The following is a 19862-nucleotide window of genomic DNA, read 5'->3' as shown; positions in this document are numbered from 1 at the left end:
GCTTGACCCCTCGCCCCACGGAACCTAGGTTCGGGGCCGGGGACGTGAAGCGGCTGGTCGGGGTGGGGGGAGCGGCGGTATGCGACGCGGGGACGGGGGCGGCCCACTGGCCGTACTGGAGCTGCTCGCGCAGGACGCCCCGCAGAGCCGGTACGAGACCCTGCTCGCCGAGGCCCGCGCCGCCGGCGCCGGAGAGGCCGAACTCGCCGACCTCACCCGGGCCGTGGACCTGGCCGGCTCGGTACGGGCCCGCGCGAGCAGCGGCAGACAGCGCGAGGCCGCCCTCACCGCCCTCGTCGACACCGCCCACGACCTCACCTCCCCGTACGACATCGACGGCCTGCTGCGCCTGATCACCCGCCGGGCCAGGCGCCTCCTCGGCTTCGACATGGCCTGGCTGTCGCTGAGCCGCCCGGACGGCTCTGCGTACGTGCGCACCTCCGAGGGAGAGACCACCGCCCTCAACGTCGGCCTCGAACTCGGCACCGGCCGGGGCCTCGGCAGCATCGCGCAGGCCCGCCGCTCACCGGTGTGGACCCCCGACTACCTCGCCGACTCCTCCATCGCGCACGCCTCCGGCATCGACGCCGTCGTCGAGGCGGAGGGGCTGCACGCGATCATCGCGGTCCCGCTGCGGCGAGGGAACTCCACCCTCGGCGCCCTCTACGGATCCGACCGCGCCGTAAGGGAGTTCACCCCGGACGAGATCGGCATCATGCTCTCCCTCGCCGACCTGGCCGCCGTCGCCATCGAGAAGGCCCGGCTGCTGGAGCAGACCCGCGACGAGGTCACCGAGCTGGCGGCCTTCGGCTCGCGCACCAACACCGCCCTCACCCGGGTCCGCTACCTGTGGGAGTGCCACGCCCGGCTGGCCGGGCTGGTCCTGGACGGGGCCGGCCTCGCCACCCTCGCCCGGGCCACCGCCGACGCGCTGGACGGCGTCCTCCAGGTACGGGACCCGGGCGGGCGGCCGCTGACCGCGACCGGGGAACTGCCCGGCCTGGACGAGGACGCCGTGACCAAGGGCGCCCTCCAGGCGCTCACCGACCGCCGCCCGGTGCGCCTGCCCGGCGACCTGTGGCTCGCCCCGGTACTGGCGGGGGCCGAGGACCTCGGGGTGCTGCTGCTGAGCGCCTCCGAACCCCTCGCCGAGGAGGACGTACGGCTGCTCCAGCTGGCCGCCCAGTCCGTGGCCTCACTGATGCTGATCCAGCGCGGCACGGTCGCCGCCGAGGGTCCCGTGCACGACGAACTCCTCGCCGACCTGCTGGACCGCCCGCACTCCGTCGACCTGCACCTGCTGGAACGCACCCGCCGCCTCGGCATCGACCTGGACGGCCCGCACGTCGTGGTCGTGGCCCGGCCGGAGGGCGGCGAGCTGGGCCGGGCCGTGGCCTGGGCGTCCTCGTACGCGTACCGGATGGGCGGGCTCAAGGGCGTCCGCCGCGGCTGCATCGTCCTGGTCCTGCCCGGCACCGACGCCTCCGCCGCCGCGCACCGGGTCTCCGGCGAGCTGTCGCCGCTGCTGGGCCACGCCGTGTCCACCGGTGCGGCGGGCCCGACCGGGAGCCCGGGCGAGGTGGCCCGCGTCTACGCCGAGGCCGTGCGCTGCCTGGACGCGCTGACCGCGCTCGACGGGGTGGGCGGCACCGCCTCCCTGCGCGAACTGGGCTTCCTCGGCATGCTGCTGTCCGCCGACCACGACGTGGAGTCGTTCATCGCGGCGACGATCGGCCCCGTGCTGGAGTACGACGCGGACCGGCTGACGGAGCTGACCCGCACCCTGGAGGCGTACTTCGCCTCGGGGGCCAGCCCCACCCACGCCGCCGAGGCCCTGCACGTGCACCCCAACACCGTCTCCCGCCGACTGGACCGCATCGCCGAACTCCTCGGCCCCGACTGGCAGAAGCCCGCCGGGGCGCTGGAGATCCAGATGGCCCTGCGGCTGCGCAAGGCCCGCACCGTCCTGCACGACCGCCGCACGGCCGCCGACCGCTCGAACGCGGTGTAACCGGGCCGGGCGTCCGGCCTAGGCCGCCGCGTAGTGCTCCGTACCGGTCAGCGCGCGGGCCGCGTGCGCGACCGAGGCCAGCGTGACGTGCCGGTGCCAGCCGGGCAGGGCCCGCCCGGCGAAGTCCCGCAGCCCCGCCTCCCGGCCGCTGTGCTCGGCGGCGACGGAGACCCGCCGGCCCTGCTTCGTCAGCCGCAGCAGCGGACCCACGGGAAGCCGTACCAGGTCCGTCACCCACAGCTGCGCCGGAGGGCGGCGGGGGTCCGTCCACTCGCCGACCAGCAGCAGGTGGCGGCGGCGGGCCGGGGACGGGTCGGGCATCATCACCCGCACCGCGACCGCCAGGGTGCTGCGGTGGCGGCCGCCCGGGAGCGCGGGGTCCGGGTCGGTCCACTCCACCGGGGTGCACAGCCCCTTCACCGACTGCAGGACGTCCCGCGCGGGGCGCGCCCCGGCGCCGTGGCCGGGCAGCGCGGGGTCGGTGACGAGCAGCGGCGTCGACGGTGCGACGCGGGCGATGACGGGGAGCCCGGCCTCGGCGAAGCGGTTCATCGTGGACCGGGTGCCGATCCGCTGGATGTCCAGCACCACCGGGCGCCGGTTGCCGCTGCGCCGCACCGTCTCGATGACGGCGTCCGCGGCGGACTCCTCGTACGCGGCCTGCGCGTCGGCGGCGTCGAAGGCGCCGGGGGCGGCGGAGGTGCCCGGGGTCCCGGGTGTGCCGGCGGTGCCGGGGGCGTCCTCCTCCGGCAGGTGCATGCGCCACCCGACCGGAGTGACCAGCCCCGCCGAGGCGAACCAGGTCCCGAAGGCCTGCTGTCCCCGGAACATCTGCCCCTGGTGCGGGTCGAAGCGGTGCGCCACCCCCACCGAGTGCTCCCCGCCCTTCGGGATGGCCATCGGCTGCGCCACCCACGCCGTCAGCGGGGTGGCCGCCTGGAGGAACCCCGCGAGCGAGGCGCGGATCGGCTCCCAGTCCCAGGTGGAGCCGGAGATGAAGTGGTGCATGCTCTGCTCTGCGGCCCCGCCCCCGACCTGCCCCGCGATGCCCCGCATCGACTTGCGGCCGGGCAGTGCGAGCAGGCCCTGCACGTACTGCCGGCCCTTCTCCCGCTGGTCCTTGCGGCGCAGGGAGGACAGGACGACGGAACACAGTTCGTCGGCCGCCTCCCGGGCCGGGTCCCGCCGGACCGGCGCCACCGTACCCGTACCGGTGCCCCCGCTGATGCTGTTGATGCTGCTCATGACCGCTTTCACGACATGCCCCCTCGGCGTGCGTCCACTGCACCTCTACCGTCGGCCGAGCACCCCTCTTCCGGGGAGGTGTCCCGGTCACCGCACTCGGCCCGATCGTGGTGGGGGCGCCACCACCCCCGGTGACTTGACGGACTGCCCGGGCGGACCTGGCCCGGCCGCCGCGCATCGGGCACGGTCTGCTGGCGGGGCCGCGAGCCGGTGCCGGGGCCTGCCCCCCGGCTCCGCACCCCGCGCGGCGGCGGTGTCGACACGGGAGGGGCGGCGTGCAGTTCGGCGTCTTCTCGGTCGGCGAGGTCGTGCCCGACCCGACGACGGGCCGGACCCCGACCGATCACGAGCGGATCCTGGCCATGACCGCGCTCGCCCTGCGGGCGGAGGACGCCGGCCTCGACGTCTTCGCCACCGGCGAGCACCACAGCCCGCCCTACGTGACCTCCTCGCCGCCGGTCCTGCTGGGCTACCTCGCGGCGCGCACCCGGCGGCTGATCCTGTCCACCGCCACCACCCTGGTCACCACCAACGACCCGGTCCGCGTCGCGGAGGAGTACGCGCTGCTCCAGCACCTGGCGGGCGGGCGCCTCGACCTGATCACCGGCCGCGGCAACACCCCGAACTGCTACCCGTGGTTCGGCCAGGACCTGCGCCAGGGCAGCGCTCTGGCCCGGGAGAACTACGCCCTGCTGCACCGCCTGTGGCGGGAGGAGGACGTCGACTGGCGGGGCCGCTTCCGGGCCCGCCTCGACGGCTTCACCTCCGTGCCCCGCCCGCTGGGCGGCGTGCCGCCCTTCGTGTGGCACGGGTCGGTGCGCTCGCCGGAGACCGCGGAGCGTGCCGCGTACTACGGCGACGGCTTCTTCGCGGACAACCTCTTCGGGCCGGTCGACCAGTACGCCCGCCTGGTGGAGCTGTACCGCGCCCGGTACGAGGAGCACGGCCACGGCACCGCCGAGCAGGCCGTCGTCGGGCTCGGCGGGCAGGTCTTCGTACGGGCGCGCTCCCAGGACGCGGTGCGGGAGTTCCGCCCCTACTTCGACCGGTCCCGGTTCCACGGCGGGCGCTACTCGCTGGAGGAGTGCGTGGCGCGGACGCCGCTGGCCGTGGGCAGTCCGGACCAGGTGATCGAGAAGGTCCTCGGCTTCCGGGAGGTGTACGGGGACTACCAGCGGCAGCTGTTCGCCGTGGACCACGCCGGGCTGCCGGCGGCGGCGGCCCTGGAGCAGGTCGACGTGCTGGGCGAGCGGATCGTGCCGGTCCTGCGCCGGGAGCTGGCCGCCTCCCGCCCGCCGGCCGTCCCCCCGGGCCCCCGCCACCCGGCGGCGGGGGCGTGACGCCGGCCCGTGATGCGGGGCCGGGCGCCGGGCCGTGATGCGGGGCCGGGCGCCGGGCCGTGATGCGGGGCCGGGCGCCGGGCGGCGGCCGCGTCGGCCAGACTGAAGCCATGTCGATTCACCAGAACCTGCTCGGGGGCCCCGCCCCCACCCACCTGCCCGACGAGCCCGCGCCCCGCGAGGCCCTCGCCGCCGGTACCGACCCGGCCGAGGTGGCTGCCGCGCACCCCACCTCCTCCCTCGCCTGGGCCGCCCTCGCCGACCAGGCCTTCGAGGCCGGTCGCACGGTCGAGTCGTACGCGTACGCCCGTACGGGCTACCACCGCGGCCTCGACGCGCTGCGCCGCGCCGGCTGGAAGGGCCACGGCCCGGTGCCGTGGGAGCACGAGCCGAACCGCGGCTTCCTGCGCGCCCTGCACGCCCTGGCGCGGGCCGCCGGGGCCATCGGCGAGAAGGACGAGTACGAGCGCTGCTCGACGTTCCTGCGCGACTCCTCCCCGACGGCGGCGGACACGCTCGCATAACGCTCTCCAGGAGCGCCCTAGAGGGCTTCCGGATCCCCTGCTTATGATGCGGAGCAGGGGACCGGGGCTCCACTTACCTCATCGGAAGGAGCGGACCGCTACCCGGAAGCACGTGTCGAGGAGACAGAAATGTCGCACGCCCTTGATGCCTCCGGAGCCGGTTCGGACACCCCGAACCTCGACTTCGACGGCACGACTCCGTACGAGGACTACGTCCAGGCGGACGTCCTCACCCACCTCCAGCACCTGCGCTCGGACGACCCCGGCGAGATGGTGTTCCTGGTGACCACCCAGGTCATGGAACTGTGGTTCACCGTCATCGTCCACGAGTGGGAGACCGCCGCCCGCGCCCTGCGCGAGGACGACGTCCCGGTGGCGATGGCCGCGCTGAAACGATCCCTCCGTGAGCTGGAGGCCCTGAACGCCTCCTGGCGGCCGCTGGCCCAGCTCACCCCCGCCCAGTTCAACTCGTACCGCGCCGCCCTCGGCGAGGGTTCCGGTTTCCAGTCGGCGATGTACCGCCGGATGGAGTTCCTGCTGGGCGAGAAGTCCGCGTCGATGCTGGTCCCCCACCGGGGCGCCCCGCGGGTGCACGCCGAGTTGGAGAAGGCGCTCCACGAGCCCAGCGTGTACGACGAGACGCTGCGCCTGCTGGCCCGCCGCGGCCTGCCGGTGCCCCAGTCGGTCCTGGACCGGGACCTCGCCCAGCGCTACGAGCCCTCCGCCGAGGTCGAGGCCGTCTGGACGCAGCTCTACGCGGACCCGGACGGCCGGCACGCCGACCTGCACCGCCTCGGCGAGGTGCTCACGGACGTCGCCGAGCTGGTCTGGCGCTGGCGCAACGACCACCTCGTCGCGACGCGCCGGGCGATGGGCGCGAAGACGGGCACGGGCGGCTCGGCCGGGGTGACCTGGCTGGAGAAGCGCGCCACGAAGAACGTCTTCCCCGAGCTCTGGACGGCCCGCAGCCATGTCTGACGCCGCCCCGAACCCGAACCCGGACCTGAACCCGGACCTGAACCCGGACCCGATACCGGAGCTGCGGGAGCGGGCCGCGCGCCTGGACGCCGAGGACGGCCTCGGCAAGCTCCGCGAGCGCTTCACCCTGCCCGACGGGGTCGTCTACCTCGACGGGAACTCCCTCGGCGCGCTGCCGGCCGCCGTCCCCGGCGCGGTGGCCGACGTCGTGAACCGCCAGTGGGGCGAGCTCCTCATCCGCTCCTGGGACGAGAGCGGCTGGTGGACCGCCCCGCAGCGGATCGGCGACCGCATCGCCCCGCTGATCGGTGCCGCCCCCGGCCAGGTGACCGTGGGCGACTCCACCAGCGTCAACCTCTTCAAGGCCCTCGTCGGCGCCGCCCGTCTGGCCGCGCCCGGCCGGACCCGGATGCTGGTCGACGCCACCACCTTCCCGACGGACGGCTACATCGCCGCGTCCGCCGCCCGGATGACCGGCCTCGAACTCGTCCCGGTCGACCCCTCCGACGCGGCCGGCGCCCTCGGCGACGACACCGCGGTGGTGCTGCTCAACCACGTCGACTACCGCACCGGCCGGCTGCACGACCTGCCCGGCCTCACCGCGGCCGCGCACGCCGCGGGCGCGCTGATCGTGTGGGACCTGTGCCACAGCGCCGGGGCCCTGCCCGTCGGGCTCGACGCGCACGCCGTCGACCTGGCGGTGGGCTGCACCTACAAGTACCTCAACGGCGGCCCCGGCGCCCCGGCCTACATCTACGTGGCCGAACGGCACCAGGGGGCCTTCGACTCCCCGCTGCCCGGCTGGAACGGCCACGCGGAGCCCTTCGCGATGACCCCGGACTACGTCCCCGCCGAGGGACCGGCCCGGATGCGCGTCGGGACCCCGGACATCCTGTCGATGCTGGCCCTGGAGTCGGCCCTCGAAGCCTGGGACGGCGTGGACGTCGAGGACGTGCGCGCCAAGTCGCTGGCGCTGACGGACTTCTTCCTCGAATGCGTCGCCGCGTACGTCCCGCCGGGCCGGGTCGAGCCGGTCACCCCGGCCGAGCACGGCCGGCGCGGCAGCCAGGTCTCGCTGCGCGCCGAGGGCGCCCGCGAGGTGATGGCGGAGCTCATCTCCCGGGGGGTCGTCGGCGACTTCCGCGCCCCCGACGTCCTGCGGTTCGGCTTCACCCCGCTCTACGTCGGTTTCGCCGACGTGGAGCGCGCCGCGCGCACACTGGGTCACATTTTCGGGTGACGCGGTAGCGAAACGTCACACCACGGGGCGGGCGGGGCTACGGCTCCGCCCGCCCACGTGCGCACCCCTTCCGGCGGCCGGGGGCGGGTGTCGGCCTGGTACGGTCCCGCTCAGTCGGAACACCGGAACACCTGTCCCCCTTGTCCCACGCGTTACCGAGAGGTCGAGCCGATGACGGACCCCGCAGTCGAACGGGACGCCGCCGAGGCCGCCTCGGCCTTCGCCCACCCCCCGGTCGCACCCGACGCGAGCGCCGCGTACGGGGACCACCCCGACCAGGTCATCGACTTCCACGCCCCGCGCGGGCGGTCCACGGGCTCCGCCCCGCTGGTCGTGGTCCTGCACGGGGGTGCCTGGCGGGCCCCCTACGACCGGCAGCACGTCACCCCCTTCGTGGACCTGCTGGCCCGGCGCGGTTTCGCCGTCGCCAACGTCGAGTACCGGCGCGGCGGTTCCCTGCCCCGCCAGGGCGGCGGCGCTCCGGTGGCCGGCCGCTGGCCCGAGACCTTCGACGACGTGGCCGCCGCCATGGACGCCCTGCCCGCCCTGGCCGCCGCGGCCCTGCCCGCCGCCGACTTCCGCCGGACCGTGGTGACCGGCCACTCGGCGGGCGGACAGCTCGCGCTGTGGGCGGCGGCGCGGCACGTGCTCCCGGCCGGCTCCCCCTGGCGGCTGCCCGCCCCGCCGCCGCTGCGCGGTGTGGTGGCGCTGGCCCCGATCGCGGACTTCGCGGTCGCCGAGGAACTCGGCGTGTGCGGCGGCGCGTCGGCGCAGCTGCTGGGCGGGCCGGAGCACTGGGAGGCCCGGCTGCCGTGCGCCGACCCGGCGGCGCTGCTCCCGACGGGCATCGCCACCACCGTGGTGCACGGGCGCGAGGACATCGTGGTCCCGCCCGCGGTGGCGGAGTCGTACGTGGCCGCGGCGGCCAAGGCGGGGGAGATGGTCGGCCTGACCCTGGTCGAGGGCGTCGGCCACTTCCCCCTGATCGACCCGGCGGCGGACGCCTGCGCGGTGGTCGCGGAGGAGATCTCCCAACTGGCCTGGTAGCCGGTGCCCTCGCCGCCCCGGCCGGTCAGCGCCGGGCCGTGGCCCGCTTCGGCGGGGTGATGCGTACCCGCTTCGTGGCGGGGGCGTTCTCTATGTCGTCCAGCTGGGCGGTGATCGTTGAGCGCAGGTCGTCGTAGTCGTCGAAGCGGTGGTCGTTGAAGAGGGTGTAGCCGGTCCACATCAGGTTCGCGCAGACCCGCGCCGGCACGCGGCCGGTCCGGGCGCCCATGCCGACCAGGGCCACGGAGCGGATGCTGCCGGGCTTCTCGTCGTTCTGCCGGTGGACCGCTTGGAAGGCGGCCGCGCAGGCCAGGGCCACGTTCAGCGTCTGGCTGACGTTCTGCGAGGACGTCTCCATCGTCGGCGTCGAGATCAGGAAGCGCGGGGTGACGGCCCCGGACGGCACGCACACCGCGCTGCCCACCGGGAGGCTGCCGGCGAACCCGTCGCGTATCGCCCGCTGCACGCGCAGCTGGATGCCCGCCCCCAGGAAGCGCTTGACGGCGGCGTCGACCCCGCCGTCCATCCGGCCGCGGGAGTTGGTCGGGCTGACCCACGCGTCGACGTCCTCGTCGAGGATCGAGCCCCGGCGGATCTCGATCCCGGGGGTGTCGGCGAAGGCGGCCCGCCACGACTCCACCACTTCGGCGTTGACGTCGGTCAGTACGACCCTGAGCGCAGGCTGCACGCGGTCCTCGGTCATCATCCACTCCAATCGGGAATCGGTCTTTGCGACCACTCACCACGCTAGCGGCGGGCACTGACAATCCCCTTCGGTGCGCCTTCTGGTGACGGTCGGTCAGCGTTGTCAGTGCCCGCTGTTAGCCTGCGGAAAGACTCGAAAACCGCTTCGACATTTCGGAGTTGCCGCCATGCCCGAAACCAATTCCCCGGCCGATCCCGTACAGCCCGACCCCCATGACCCCCTGGCCCTCGCCGAATTGTTCAAGGGCGGCGGCGAACCGTGGTTCCCGCTGCTGAAGCCCGTCATCGAGGCCCGGCCCAACGCCGCCGCGTTCATCGGCGCGGGCCGCGGCCCGGACGTCGTCCCGGTCCGCGAGCTGACCTTCCAGGCGCTCAAGCCGAATCCGCCGCACAAGTGGAAAGTCGTCGTCTTCGGGCAGAACCCGTATCCGCGGCCGGAAAGCGCCACCGGCATAGCGATGTTCGACAACACCTTCCACGACTGGAAGGACAGCCAGTTCGGCCGCGTCGTCAGCATTCGCTGCATCATCAAGGCAGCGGCGATGTGGAAGCACGGAATTCCCAAGAAGACCCCCATCGCCGACATACGCGCGCTCCTCAAGGAGCGGGACACCGTGCAGCCGCCGGAATGGTTCCAGGCGATGCTCACCCAGGGCGTGCTCCTGCTGAACGCCGCGCTCACCGCGAGCAGCGACGGCCCCCGGGGCGGCGCCGATCCCCACACCGCCTTCTGGCGGCCGGTCGCCGAGCGCATCGTCGAGGAGATCCTCAAGGCCAAGCAGGACGCCGACGAGGAGGACCGCGGGGTCGTCTTCGCCTGGTGGGGCGCCCACGCGCGCAGCCTGAAGAAGGTCGTCCTCGAACTCCAGAAGAAGTACCCCGCCGTCGAGGTCCGGCACATCGACCACGCCAATCCGGCCGCGCAGGGCGACATCTTCTGCGACGGGGACCACTTCGCGACGGTCAACGACGCGCTCGCCTCCGTGGGCGCGGCCCCCGTCGACTGGCTCCCGGAGAAGGGGTGGAACGAGCGCGCCGACGAGGACGGCGGGGCGGCCGGCGAGGACGTCGCGGCGCGCATGGGCGCCTTCATCGCCTCCACGATGGAGCTGCACCAGCTGTATCTGGAGCGCCTCTCCAGCGTCAAGGACGAGGGCCTCGTCCTCCCCGCCATCACCGGTGTGTTCGACACCCCGCTCATGGACTTCCGGGACGCCGTCGCGCCCGTCGCCGAGCTGCTGGCCGGACTCGGCCGGCACGTCGACCGGTCGTACGAGTTCGGCAGGACGCGGGCGGACGGAGCGGCCGGCGGGCTGTCCGCCGACGCGGTCTCCGCGCTCTACCTCTACACCTGCGAGTCCGCGTTCTACCGGGAGATCAACGCCGTCCTGCGCTCCCCGGACCGCTCCAGGCTCGTCCCGTACCTGCCCTACCTGCGGCTGCTGTTCTCGGCCGTGTCGGGGCTGCCCGCGCGCACCGAGCCGCTGTACCGGGGCGTGGCGCTGGACCTGCGGGCGCAGTACCCGCTGGGCCGCACCGTCACCTGGTGGGGCGTGTCCTCCTGCACGCCGAAGCTCGGTGTCGCGCGGGGGTTCCTCGGCAGCCGCGGCAAGCGGACGCTCTTCGAGGTGGTGCCCGCCCGGGCGGTCGGCATCCGCGACTTCTCCGCGTTCACCGAGGAGGAGGAGTTCATCCTCTCCCCGGGAACGCAGCTGAAGGTCACGGACGTGAGGACCGAGCGCGGCGGTCTGTGCACGGTCCGGCTGACCGAGCTGGAGGAGCAGACCCTGGTGTCCTGACCCGGTGGGGGCCGCCGGCCCTCAGTCCCACTGCTGGTCGGCGAGGGAGGCCACCGGCTGGGGCTTGCCGATCAGCGCCAGCGCGATGAAGAAGTTGATCTGGCCGATCGCGATGGTGAGGGTGGCCAGCGCCTTCTCGTCGTAGTGCTTCGCGGCCTCGGCGTACAGCTCGTCCGGGACGCGCTCCTGCCCGCGCGGGGCGGGCTGGAGGGTGGCCTCCACCAGGGCGAGCGCGGCGCGCTCGGCCGGGGTGAAGTACGGCGCGTCCTGCCAGGAGGAGACGGCGGTGATCCGCTCCTCGGACTCGCCGGCCTTGCGGAGGAAGGCGGTGTTCAGGACGGTCAGATAGGTGTTGTGGACGATCTGGCCGGCGCGCAGGTGCACCAGGCTGATCGTGGTGCGCGGCACCGAGCGGTTGCCGGTGGCACGGAAGAGGGCGGCGCTGATGTCGCTCAGCTCGGGCACGAACTCGCCCGGGTTGGGCATCCGGGAGATCGAGGCGGGGGCGTTCGTCATGGCTGCTGCTCCTTCGGTCGGTGTCTTCACAGCACTGACCCGGGGGAGGACGCGGATGTGACGGACCCGGAGAAGTTTTTTCAGCACGCAGGCGGCGGCGGCAGGTGCGCGACGGAGTGGGTGAAGTAGTTCCGCAGGTCCTCGGCCATCGCGTAGGCCCGCTTCACGTACACCTCCCAGGACCGGACGATCGCCGGGTCCTCGTAGCGGCGGCTGCCCGTGTGGACGCCGTCGGGGGTGTGGAGGACCTCGTACAGCACGCGGCCGTCGACGATCAGGATCTCGGGGAGCCGGCCGCCGCCGGCCGCCTCGGCGAAGGAGAACTCCTCGGCGGACAGCACCCGGGTCTGGTGCCCGGCCTCGGCGCGCATGTGGAGCCAGTGCAGCTGCCAGCGCATGTACGGGGACAGCGGCTCCTCCACCACCCGCAGCCGGCGGAGGAAGGAGCCGTTGCGGCCGTCGTCGTCGGCGGCCCGGCGCGCGGTGGTGCGTTCCGCCTCGATCAGCCGGAGCACCTCCCGCCAGTCGCCGCGGCGCAGCGCGTCGCGGGTCGGGCTGCCGGTCTCCTCGAAGTGCTGGAGCCGCTCCAGCTGCCAGGACTCGCCGTTGCGGACCGACGCGCGGCGTTCCCGCAGCTCTTCGGCGTAGGCGTCGGCGTCGAGCGCCTCGCCTCGGGTGGCCGGGAGCGCCGGCGCGCGGAGGTCGTGCATCTGGAATCCCCAGCCCTGGGTGTCGGTGCCCCGACTGTACCGAACGTGATCCGCCGGGTGCGGTACGTGTTCGCGCGTCTGCCGAAAACGCCGAGGGGGCGGGGAGCGCCGTGCGCTCCCCGCCCCCTCGGGCTGCGGTGCCTAGAGGAACGAGTTGATCTCGATCGTCTCGGTGCGGCCGGGGCCGACGCCGATCGCGGAGATCGGGGCGCCCGACATCTCCTCCAGCGCCTTCACGTAGTTCTGCGCGTTCTTCGGCAGGTCGGCGAAGGTCTTGGCCTTGGTGATGTCCTCGGACCAGCCCGGGAGGGTTTCGTAGATCGGCTTCGCGTGGTGGAAGTCGGTCTGCGAGTAGGGCAGCTCCTCGACGCGCTTGCCGTCGATCTCGTACGCGACGCAGACCGGGATCTCCTCCCAGCCGGTCAGGACGTCCAGCTTGGTGAGGAAGAAGTCCGTCAGGCCGTTCACGCGGGTGGCGTAGCGGGCGATCGGGGCGTCGAACCAGCCGCAGCGGCGGTCGCGGCCGGTGGTCACGCCGCGCTCGCCGCCGATGCGGCGCAGCGCCTCGCCGTCCTCGTCGAACAGCTCGGTCGGGAACGGGCCCGCGCCGACGCGGGTCGTGTAGGCCTTGAGGATGCCGATGACGCGGCTGATCTTCGTCGGGCCCACGCCGGTGCCGGTGCAGGCGCCGCCGGCGGTCGGGTTCGAGGAGGTGACGAAGGGGTACGTGCCGTGGTCGACGTCGAGCAGGGTGCCCTGGCCGCCCTCGAAGAGCACGACCTTGTCCTCGTCCAGCGCGTTGTTGAGGATCAGGGTGGTGTCGGCGACGTAGCCCTTGATCTGGTCCGCGTACTGGAGCATCTCCTCGACGATCGCGGAGGCCTCGATCGCGCGGCGGTTGTACAGCTTCGCGAGGAGCTGGTTCTTGCCCTCGAGGGCCGCTTCGACCTTCTGGGTGAGGATCGACTCGTCGTACAGGTCCTGCACGCGGATGCCGACGCGGTTGATCTTGTCCGCGTAGGTCGGACCGATGCCGCGGCCGGTCGTGCCGATCTTGCGCTTGCCGAGGAAGCGCTCGCCGACCTTGTCGAGGGTGACGTTGTACGGCGTGATCAGGTGCGCGTTGCCGCTGATGAGCAGCTTGGAGGTGTCGATGCCGCGCTCGTTCAGACCGCGCAGCTCGGAGAGCAGGACGGCCGGGTCGACGACGACACCGTTGCCGATGACCGGGGTGCATCCGGGGGAGAGGATGCCGGAAGGGAGGAGGTGGAGCGCGTACTTCTGGTCGCCTACGACGACCGTGTGGCCGGCGTTGTTGCCGCCCTGGTAGCGCACCACATAGTCAACGGATCCACCGAGCAGGTCGGTGGCCTTTCCCTTGCCCTCGTCACCCCACTGAGCTCCGAGCAGCACAAGAGCGGGCACAGGCGTACACCTCTTCCGGATGGGGCATGTCCAAGGTCAGGGGGCGTACGACGATGTACACCGCAGGCTGAGCCGTCGGACCGGTGCCCCGGAATAGACGAAGGCCCTGGCGCAATAGCGCAAGGGCCTCTTGCACAAAGATGCTACCCGAGGAAGGACCGAGGTGTCGGCTCCAGAGCCCGCCATGAGCCATGCGGGCGCGCCGGTAGGCGGCCTGCTCGTGCTCGTAGACCCGGTCGCCCGCCGTCTTGACGGCGAGGCCGTGCGAATCGCGAAGGATGTGTTGTCAGCGGGAGCGGCGGCGAAAATCTGCCTCCCGGATTCGCAGGAGGAATTTGCGCGGGCCCTCGCCCGCCGAGGTCATCGGCGGCCGGTGGTCGTGGGGGACGACCGGGCGCTGGTGCGGGCCGTGGGGCTGCTGCACCGGGAGCGGGAGCCCGGCGAGCGGGTGGTGTCGCTGATTCCGGTGGGGCCCGCGGGGTCGCTGGCGCTGGCCCGGTCCCTCGGGGTGCCGCTGTCGGCGGTGCTGGCGGCGAGGACGGCGCTGGACGGGGTGGCGCGGCCGCGTGACCTGCTGGTGGACGACGGCGGCGGGGTGGTGCTGGGCGGGTTGCGGATCAGCTCGCCGGTGTCGGCCGTGCGGCGCGGCGGGGGCTACCGCTCGCTGCTGCGGACGCTGCTGCCGAGCCCGGCGTCGCCCGTGGGGCCGGTGCACCGGCTGCGGGTGGAGGTCGACGGGGTCGTGGTCGCCGACGGGGACCGCCCGGTGGAGGACGTGGCCGTGCGGACCGCCGGGGGCGGCGCGGGCCCGGCGGAGGTGGTGGTGCGGCTGTCGGGAGCGCCGCCGCTGAGGGGCTGCGCGGAGGCGGTCACGGTGTCCGCCGTGGTCGGGGCGTCCGGTGAGGACTTCCGCTACCGGGCGGACCACGCCCTGGCCGGCCCGGTACGGCGGCGCACGTGGACGGTGCGGCGCGCGGCCTGGGCGCTGACACTGCCGAGGTGAGGCGTGCGGCGGCCTAGAACTCCACCAGCAGCTCCCGCAGCCCCCGGATGACGTAGCCCTCCTGCCACTGCGGCTCCCTCACCAGCCGCATCGGCGGGCCGTCCGGGTCGAGCAGGGCCCCGAACGAGGCGGCCAGCTCCAGCCGGGCCAGGGGCGCGCCGAGGCAGTAGTGGATCCCGGCCCCGAAGGTCAGGTGGGGGTTGTCGGCCCTCCCGAGGTCGAGCGCGTCAGGGTCCTCGAAGCGCGCCGGGTCCCGGTTCGCGGACCCGAAGAGCAGCGCCACCTCGGCTCCGCGGGGGATGAGGGTGTCCCCGATCTCGATGTCGTCCAGCACCCAGCGCTCGAACATCTGGAGGGGTGTGTCGTAGCGCATCAGTTCATCCACAGCTGTGGACAACTTTTCCGCATTCCCCGGGCCGGGGTGCGCGCGCAGGCCGGCGAGCTGACCGGGATTGCGGAACAGGGCCCACCAGCCGTTCACCGTGGTGTTCACGGTCGCCTCGTGCCCGGCGTTCAGCAGGAGGACGCAGGTGGAGATCATCTCCTGCTCGCTGAGCCGGCCCTCCTCATCGTGGGCGGCGATCAGCGCGGAGATCAAATCCGTGCCGGGCGCCTTGCGGCGCTCGGCGATCAGCTCCCGCAGGTACGCGCTGAACTCCACGCTCGCCGTCACCGCCCGCCGCGCGGTCTCCGCGTCCGGCCGCAGCTCGAACATCCCGCAGATGTCCGCCGACCAGGGCCTCAGCAGCCCCCGGTCCCCCTCCGGGATCCCCAGCAGCTCCGCGATCACCGCCACCGGCAGCGGCTCGGCGACGGCGGTCAGCAGGTCCCCGCCCCCGGCGGCCCGCAGCCCGCCCGCCAGCTCCCGTGCCAGCCGCTCGACCGACGGCGCGAGCCGCTCCACCATCCGCGGGGTGAACGCCTTCGACACCAGCCGCCGCACCCGGGCGTGCGCGGGATCCTCCAGGTCCAGCAGGCCGTTCCCGTTGAGGACGTGGAACGGCTCGTGTTCCGGCGGCGGAGCCTTGCGCCCGAACTCCTCGTGGCTGAAGCGGTGCAGGTAGGTCCGCCCCAGCCGCCGGTCCCGCAGCAGCGCGCTCACATCGGCGTAGTGCGGCACCAGCCACTGCCCCGTCGCCTCGCACCACACCGCCCTCCCCCGCTCCCTCAACTCCCGGTAGGCGGGGTACGGATCGGCTACGAACGCGGCATCCCAAGGATCAAAGCGCATCCCAGCACCCTAGGCCGTCCCGCCGCTAAGCAGGCGTCACCAGCCGTGTCTCGTAGGCGTACACCGCGGCCTGGGTCCGGTCCCGCAGCCCCAGCTTCACCAGGATCCGGCTCACATGCGTCTTGATCGTCGACTCCGCCACCAGCAGCCGGTCCGCTATCTCCCCGTTGGACAGGCCCTGCGCGATCAGCACCAGCACCTCCGTCTCCCGCTCCGTCAACTCCGACACCCCCGACGGGTCCGCCGCCCTCTGCACCTCCGACAGCTTCGAGAACTCCGAGATCAGCCGCTTCGTCACCGACGGGGCGAGCAGCGCATCCCCGGACGCCACCACCCGCACCCCCTCCGCCAGCTGCCGGGCCGAGGCGTCCTTCAGCAGGAACCCGGACGCCCCCGCCCGCAGCGCCTGGTACACGTACTCGTCGAGGTCGAAGGTCGTCAGGACCAGCACCTTCGCGTCCGTGTCCGCCGCCACGATCTGCCGCGTCGCCTCCAGGCCGTTCATCTCCGGCATCCGGATGTCCATCAGCACCACGTCCGGCCTCAGGACCGCGACCTGCGCGATGGCCTGCCTGCCGTCCACGGCCTCCCCGACGACCTCGATGCCCTCCATCGCGTTCAGCAGGACGGAGAACCCCTCGCGGACCATCATCTGGTCGTCGACGATCAGCACCCGGATCGTCATGCCGGTGCCTCCTCGGGCTCCGGCCGGCTGCGCACCGGTATGAACACGGCCACCTCGTACCCGCCCGCACCGGTCTCTCCGGCCGTCATCTCCCCCTCCAGCATCGCCACCCGCTCCCGCATTCCCGTGATCCCGTGCCCGGCTCCCGGCGACGGCGGGACGTCCCCGTCCGCCGGACCGTTGACCACGCGTATCCCCAGCCCGCCCAGTACGTACGAGACCTCCACCTCGGCCGGTGCCCCCGGCGCGTGCCGAAGGCTGTTGCTCAGGGCCTCCTGGATGATCCGGTACGCCGACAGCTCCACGCCCTGCGGCAGCTCGCGCACCGCACCCGTGACGGTCTTGTCCACGCGCAGACCGGCCTCCCGCACATTGGCCAGCAGCCCGTCCAGGGAGGCCAGCGTCGGCTGCGGGGCCTCCGGGGCCTCGTAGTCCGCGGACCGCACCACACCCAGCACCCGCCGCAGCTCCGTCAGGGCCGCCACCGCGTTCTCCCGGATGGTCGCGAAGGCCGCCTCCAGCTCCGGCGGCGGATTCTTCACCCGGTACGGGGCCGCCTCGGCCTGGATCGCCACCACCGACATGTGGTGCGCGACCACGTCGTGCAGCTCCCGCGCGATCGTCGTCCGCTCCTCCAGCAGCGTCCGCCGGTCCCGCTCGACGGCGGTCACCTCCCGCTCGGCGATCACCTCGCGCCGGGCCTCCCTGCGCGTGTTGCGGACCGTCACCACCAGCAGGGCCACCGCCGAGAAGAAGGCCATCGGCGCGACGGCGCCCCCATCCGCGCCACCGACCAGGATCGGCAGGAGCGTCCCGTACAGCAGGGTGATGAACCACATCCACGCGGCGGCCCGGGGCCGCAGCCGCATCGCCACGAAGGTCATCACGGCCAGCGTGGCCACGAACGTGCTCGGCGACCACGGCCAGGACAGGTTCCGGTCGGAGAACACCGACAGGGCGGTGGTCAGCGCCAGCACCACCCAGAACGCCCCCGCCGGCCGCACCAGGGTCATCAGCACCGGCCCCGCCGCCAGCAGCCCCAGCACCACGAACTGGACCGGCGGCCCGCCGTACTGGTTGTCGGCGCTCGCGAGCATCGTCACGATGAACGCCGTCACGACCACCACGGCATGCGGCAGGTAGGCCGCCCTCGGCCGTATGCCCTCGGGGAGCCGGCGCACCAGCGGCCCGTCCGTCCGCATCCGCGGCAGCGGCCGGTAGGCGAAGGCGTCGGTGATCAGCTCGTCGCGCAGGCTCTGCATCAGGCCCGAAGCCATCCGCAGTTCGGGAGGCCGGGGGGTCGCCCCGGTGGTCGTCTCGGTCATGTCCAAACCGTAGGCCGGTGCCCGCCTCGACCGCGTCGCCGCTGAAGGGGATTTCCCGGGGTCCCCCTCAGGTACTACAAGGGTGACTCAGTAGCCCGCCGGACGGACCAGACCCGTCTCGTAGGCGAACACCGCGGCCTGGGTCCGGTCCCGCAGGCCCAGCTTCACCAGGATCCGGCCCACATGGGTCTTGACCGTCTGCTCGGCCACCACCAGGTGCGTCGCGATCTCCCCGTTCGACAGGCCCTGGGCGATCAGCGACAGCACCTCGGTCTCCCGCTCCGTCAGCTCCTCGATGCGCGCCCTGGAAGGCGCACGCGGGGCTCCCAGCCGCGAGAACTCGGTGATCAGACGCTTGGTGATGTTCGGCGACAGCAGGGCCTCGCCGGCCGCGACCACCCGCACGGCCTCGGCCAGCTGGTCCGCCGAGGCGTCCTTCAGGAGGAAGCCCGAAGCACCCGCGCGCAGCGCCTCGTACACGTACTCGTCCAGGTCGAAGGTGGTCAGCACCAGCACCTTCACCAACGAGCCGGGCGTGCCCGTGAGGACGGAGGTGGCCTCGATGCCGCCCATCCCCGGCATGCGGATGTCCATCAGGACCACGTCCGGCGTGAGCTCCCCGGCCTTCGCCACCGCGTCGGCGCCGTCTATCGCCTGGCCGACCACCTCGATGTCGGGCTCGGCGTTCAGCAGGACGGTGAAGCCCTGCCGGACCATCACCTGGTCGTCGGCGATCATCACCCTGATCGGAGTGCTCATGCGTCCTTCTTCTCCTCGGAAACGGAACCGCCGGGCGGGTCCATGGGGAGCACGGCGCTCACCTCGTACCCGCCGTCAGGGCGCGGGCCGGCCGCCAGCTCTCCCCCCAGCATGCCCGCCCGCTCCCGCATGCCGAGCAGCCCGTGCCCCGCACCGGGCGACGGCGGGGCCGGCCGGGTCGGCGCCGAGTTCGCCACGCACAGGTGCAGGTCGCGCGGCCCGTAGGCGATGCCGACCTCCACGCGGGAACCGGGGGCGTGGCGCAGGCAGTTGCTCAGCGCCTCCTGCACGATCCGGTAGGCGGTGAGCTCCACGCCCGGGGTCAGCGGCCGCCGTATGCCCGCCGTCTCGGTGGTGACGTCCAGTCCGGCCGCGCGCACGTTGTCCACGAGCGCGTCCAGCTCCGCGAGGGTGGGCTGGGGGTGGTGCGGGTTCGCCGGATCGTCGGCGTGCTCGGAGCGCAGCACGCCCAGGACGCGCCGCAGTTCGGTGAGGGCCTCCAGAGCGTTCTGCCGGATGCCGGCGAGGTTCTCCTTCAGCTCCGGGGACGGGTTCTGCACCAGATGCGGGGCCACCTGGGCCTGGATGGAGATCACCGACATGTGGTGCGCGACGACGTCGTGCAGCTCGCGGGCGATCCGGCTGCGCTCCTCCAGCAGCGTCCGCCGCGCCCGCTCCTCCTCCGTCAGGGTCTCCTGCACGACGAGCTGGCCCCGGGCCAGCCGCGTCGCCCGCAGCGCGTACCCGAGGAGGCCGGCGAAGCCGAAGACGAGGAGCGCGCCGACCGCGCTGCTCTGGCTGTGCTCCGGCTTGAAGAGCATCTCGGCGGTCCCGGTGCAGGCCACGGGCACGGCGACGACCGCGGCCGTCACCTTCGGCGGCACGCGCAGCGCCACCAGCAGGACCAGCGGGGCGAAGGCGAACAGCCCGACGGGTGTCCACGGCCAGGTCTGACCCTGCCCGACGTGGCCGTGGAGCGTGGCGGCGATGAAGCCGGCGGTCATCAGGCCGAGCCACCAGGCGGCGACGGGCCGGAACATGGCGGCCACGATGGAGAAGCCGGTGAAGAGCGACAGCACGATCACGCTCGGATCGCGCGCGTGGTAGTTGTCCTGGATCTGTGTGGACGTCAGGAAGCCGAAGAGGACGGCGGCATACACGACGAGGGCGTGCGGCAGCCGGTTCAGCCAGCGGGGCCGCTTCATCGGGGGCAGCGGATCCCGCCCGAGGGAGAACAGCCGCCGGGCCACACCGCGCGCGGCGGGGACCTCCTGTCCCGGCCCTTCGGCCGCGGTCTCTCTCTGCTCGTTCACGTCGTC

Annotated in this window: 18 protein-coding genes; 8 read left to right on the top strand and 10 right to left on the bottom strand. The window is 73.3% G+C overall.

Annotated elements, in window-relative coordinates:
• The first annotated feature begins 79 nt into the window (after positions 1 to 79).
• Positions 80 to 2011 (top strand): helix-turn-helix domain-containing protein, encoded by a 1932-nt coding sequence (locus D1J60_RS16495; protein ID WP_125821611.1) that lies wholly within the window; start codon positions 80 to 82, stop codon positions 2009 to 2011.
• 18 nt (positions 2012 to 2029) lie between these two features.
• Here the strand turns inward: D1J60_RS16495 and D1J60_RS16490 are convergent, their stop codons facing one another.
• Entirely contained in the window at positions 2030 to 3256 is a 1227-nt protein-coding gene (locus D1J60_RS16490; RefSeq protein WP_241253294.1) for a transposase, read from the bottom strand.
• 275 nt (positions 3257 to 3531) lie between these two features.
• On the opposite strand from D1J60_RS16490, the gene D1J60_RS16485 reads away from it, so the two are divergent.
• The 5 genes from D1J60_RS16485 to D1J60_RS16460 all read left to right on the top strand — a co-directional run bounded on the left by D1J60_RS16485 (position 3532) and on the right by D1J60_RS16460 (position 8385).
• Positions 3532 to 4596, top strand: a complete 1065-nt coding sequence (locus D1J60_RS16485) for a CE1758 family FMN-dependent luciferase-like monooxygenase (protein WP_125605544.1) — start codon at positions 3532 to 3534, stop codon at positions 4594 to 4596.
• A 110-nt stretch (positions 4597 to 4706) separates the two neighbouring features.
• Positions 4707 to 5120 (top strand): DUF3151 domain-containing protein, encoded by a 414-nt coding sequence (locus D1J60_RS16480; protein WP_125821610.1) that lies wholly within the window; start codon positions 4707 to 4709, stop codon positions 5118 to 5120.
• Between the two features lie 129 nt (positions 5121 to 5249).
• Positions 5250 to 6098, top strand: a complete 849-nt coding sequence (locus tag D1J60_RS16475; RefSeq protein WP_125821609.1) for a tryptophan 2,3-dioxygenase family protein — start codon at positions 5250 to 5252, stop codon at positions 6096 to 6098.
• A complete protein-coding gene (gene kynU, locus D1J60_RS16465) occupies positions 6091 to 7338 on the top strand; it encodes a kynureninase (RefSeq protein WP_241253293.1) in 1248 nt (415 codons plus the stop codon). Before D1J60_RS16475 ends, kynU begins: the two co-directional genes overlap by 8 nt.
• Before the next feature lie 171 nt (positions 7339 to 7509).
• Positions 7510 to 8385, top strand: a complete 876-nt coding sequence (locus tag D1J60_RS16460) for an alpha/beta hydrolase (RefSeq protein WP_125821608.1) — start codon at positions 7510 to 7512, stop codon at positions 8383 to 8385.
• Between the two features lie 25 nt (positions 8386 to 8410).
• Here the strand turns inward: D1J60_RS16460 and D1J60_RS16455 are convergent, their stop codons facing one another.
• Positions 8411 to 9088, bottom strand: a complete 678-nt coding sequence (locus D1J60_RS16455) for a macro domain-containing protein (protein ID WP_164720910.1) — start codon at positions 9086 to 9088, stop codon at positions 8411 to 8413.
• A gap of 169 nt (positions 9089 to 9257) precedes the next feature.
• Between D1J60_RS16455 and D1J60_RS16450 the strand changes: the two genes are divergently transcribed.
• Complete coding sequence (locus D1J60_RS16450; protein WP_125821606.1) at positions 9258 to 10889, top strand: ADP-ribosyltransferase domain-containing protein; 1632 nt, start codon at positions 9258 to 9260, stop codon at positions 10887 to 10889.
• A gap of 21 nt (positions 10890 to 10910) precedes the next feature.
• On the opposite strand, the gene D1J60_RS16445 is transcribed toward D1J60_RS16450, so the two are convergent.
• The 3 genes from D1J60_RS16445 to D1J60_RS16435 form a co-directional block, all read right to left on the bottom strand.
• Positions 10911 to 11405: a carboxymuconolactone decarboxylase family protein gene (locus D1J60_RS16445; protein WP_125821605.1), complete on the bottom strand. Its 495-nt coding sequence runs from the start codon at positions 11403 to 11405 to the stop codon at positions 10911 to 10913.
• A gap of 80 nt (positions 11406 to 11485) precedes the next feature.
• On the bottom strand, positions 11486 to 12115 hold the full coding sequence (locus D1J60_RS16440; RefSeq protein ID WP_125599875.1) for a DUF6879 family protein: 630 nt from the start codon (positions 12113 to 12115) through the stop codon (positions 11486 to 11488).
• 141 nt (positions 12116 to 12256) lie between these two features.
• A complete protein-coding gene (locus tag D1J60_RS16435) occupies positions 12257 to 13540 on the bottom strand; it encodes an adenylosuccinate synthase (protein ID WP_125599878.1) in 1284 nt (427 codons plus the stop codon).
• 163 nt (positions 13541 to 13703) lie between these two features.
• Between D1J60_RS16435 and D1J60_RS16430 the strand changes: the two genes are divergently transcribed.
• Positions 13704 to 14543: a diacylglycerol kinase gene (locus tag D1J60_RS16430; RefSeq protein WP_125821604.1), complete on the top strand. Its 840-nt coding sequence runs from the start codon at positions 13704 to 13706 to the stop codon at positions 14541 to 14543.
• A 13-nt stretch (positions 14544 to 14556) separates the two neighbouring features.
• Here the strand turns inward: D1J60_RS16430 and D1J60_RS16425 are convergent, their stop codons facing one another.
• The 5 genes from D1J60_RS16425 to D1J60_RS16405 form a co-directional block, all read right to left on the bottom strand.
• Positions 14557 to 15774: a cytochrome P450 gene (locus D1J60_RS16425; protein ID WP_125821603.1), complete on the bottom strand. Its 1218-nt coding sequence runs from the start codon at positions 15772 to 15774 to the stop codon at positions 14557 to 14559.
• A gap of 25 nt (positions 15775 to 15799) precedes the next feature.
• Positions 15800 to 16459 carry a response regulator transcription factor gene (locus D1J60_RS16420; RefSeq protein WP_125821602.1) on the bottom strand — a complete coding sequence of 220 codons (660 nt, stop codon included), beginning with the start codon at positions 16457 to 16459 and terminating at the stop codon, positions 15800 to 15802.
• Complete coding sequence (locus D1J60_RS16415) at positions 16456 to 17784, bottom strand: histidine kinase (RefSeq protein WP_125821601.1); 1329 nt, start codon at positions 17782 to 17784, stop codon at positions 16456 to 16458. The genes D1J60_RS16420 and D1J60_RS16415 overlap by 4 nt, the downstream gene beginning before the upstream one ends.
• Before the next feature lie 87 nt (positions 17785 to 17871).
• A complete protein-coding gene (locus tag D1J60_RS16410) occupies positions 17872 to 18543 on the bottom strand; it encodes a response regulator transcription factor (RefSeq protein ID WP_125821600.1) in 672 nt (223 codons plus the stop codon).
• Complete coding sequence (locus tag D1J60_RS16405; RefSeq protein WP_241253292.1) at positions 18540 to 19856, bottom strand: sensor histidine kinase; 1317 nt, start codon at positions 19854 to 19856, stop codon at positions 18540 to 18542. Before D1J60_RS16405 ends, D1J60_RS16410 begins: the two co-directional genes overlap by 4 nt.
• Between the last annotated feature and the right edge of the window lie 6 nt (positions 19857 to 19862).

It is taken from the genome of Streptomyces sp. W1SF4, from assembly GCF_003950035.1.
Classification (GTDB): domain Bacteria; phylum Actinomycetota; class Actinomycetes; order Streptomycetales; family Streptomycetaceae; genus Streptomyces; species Streptomyces racemochromogenes.
This window is presented reverse-complemented; position numbering and strand designations above follow the sequence as displayed.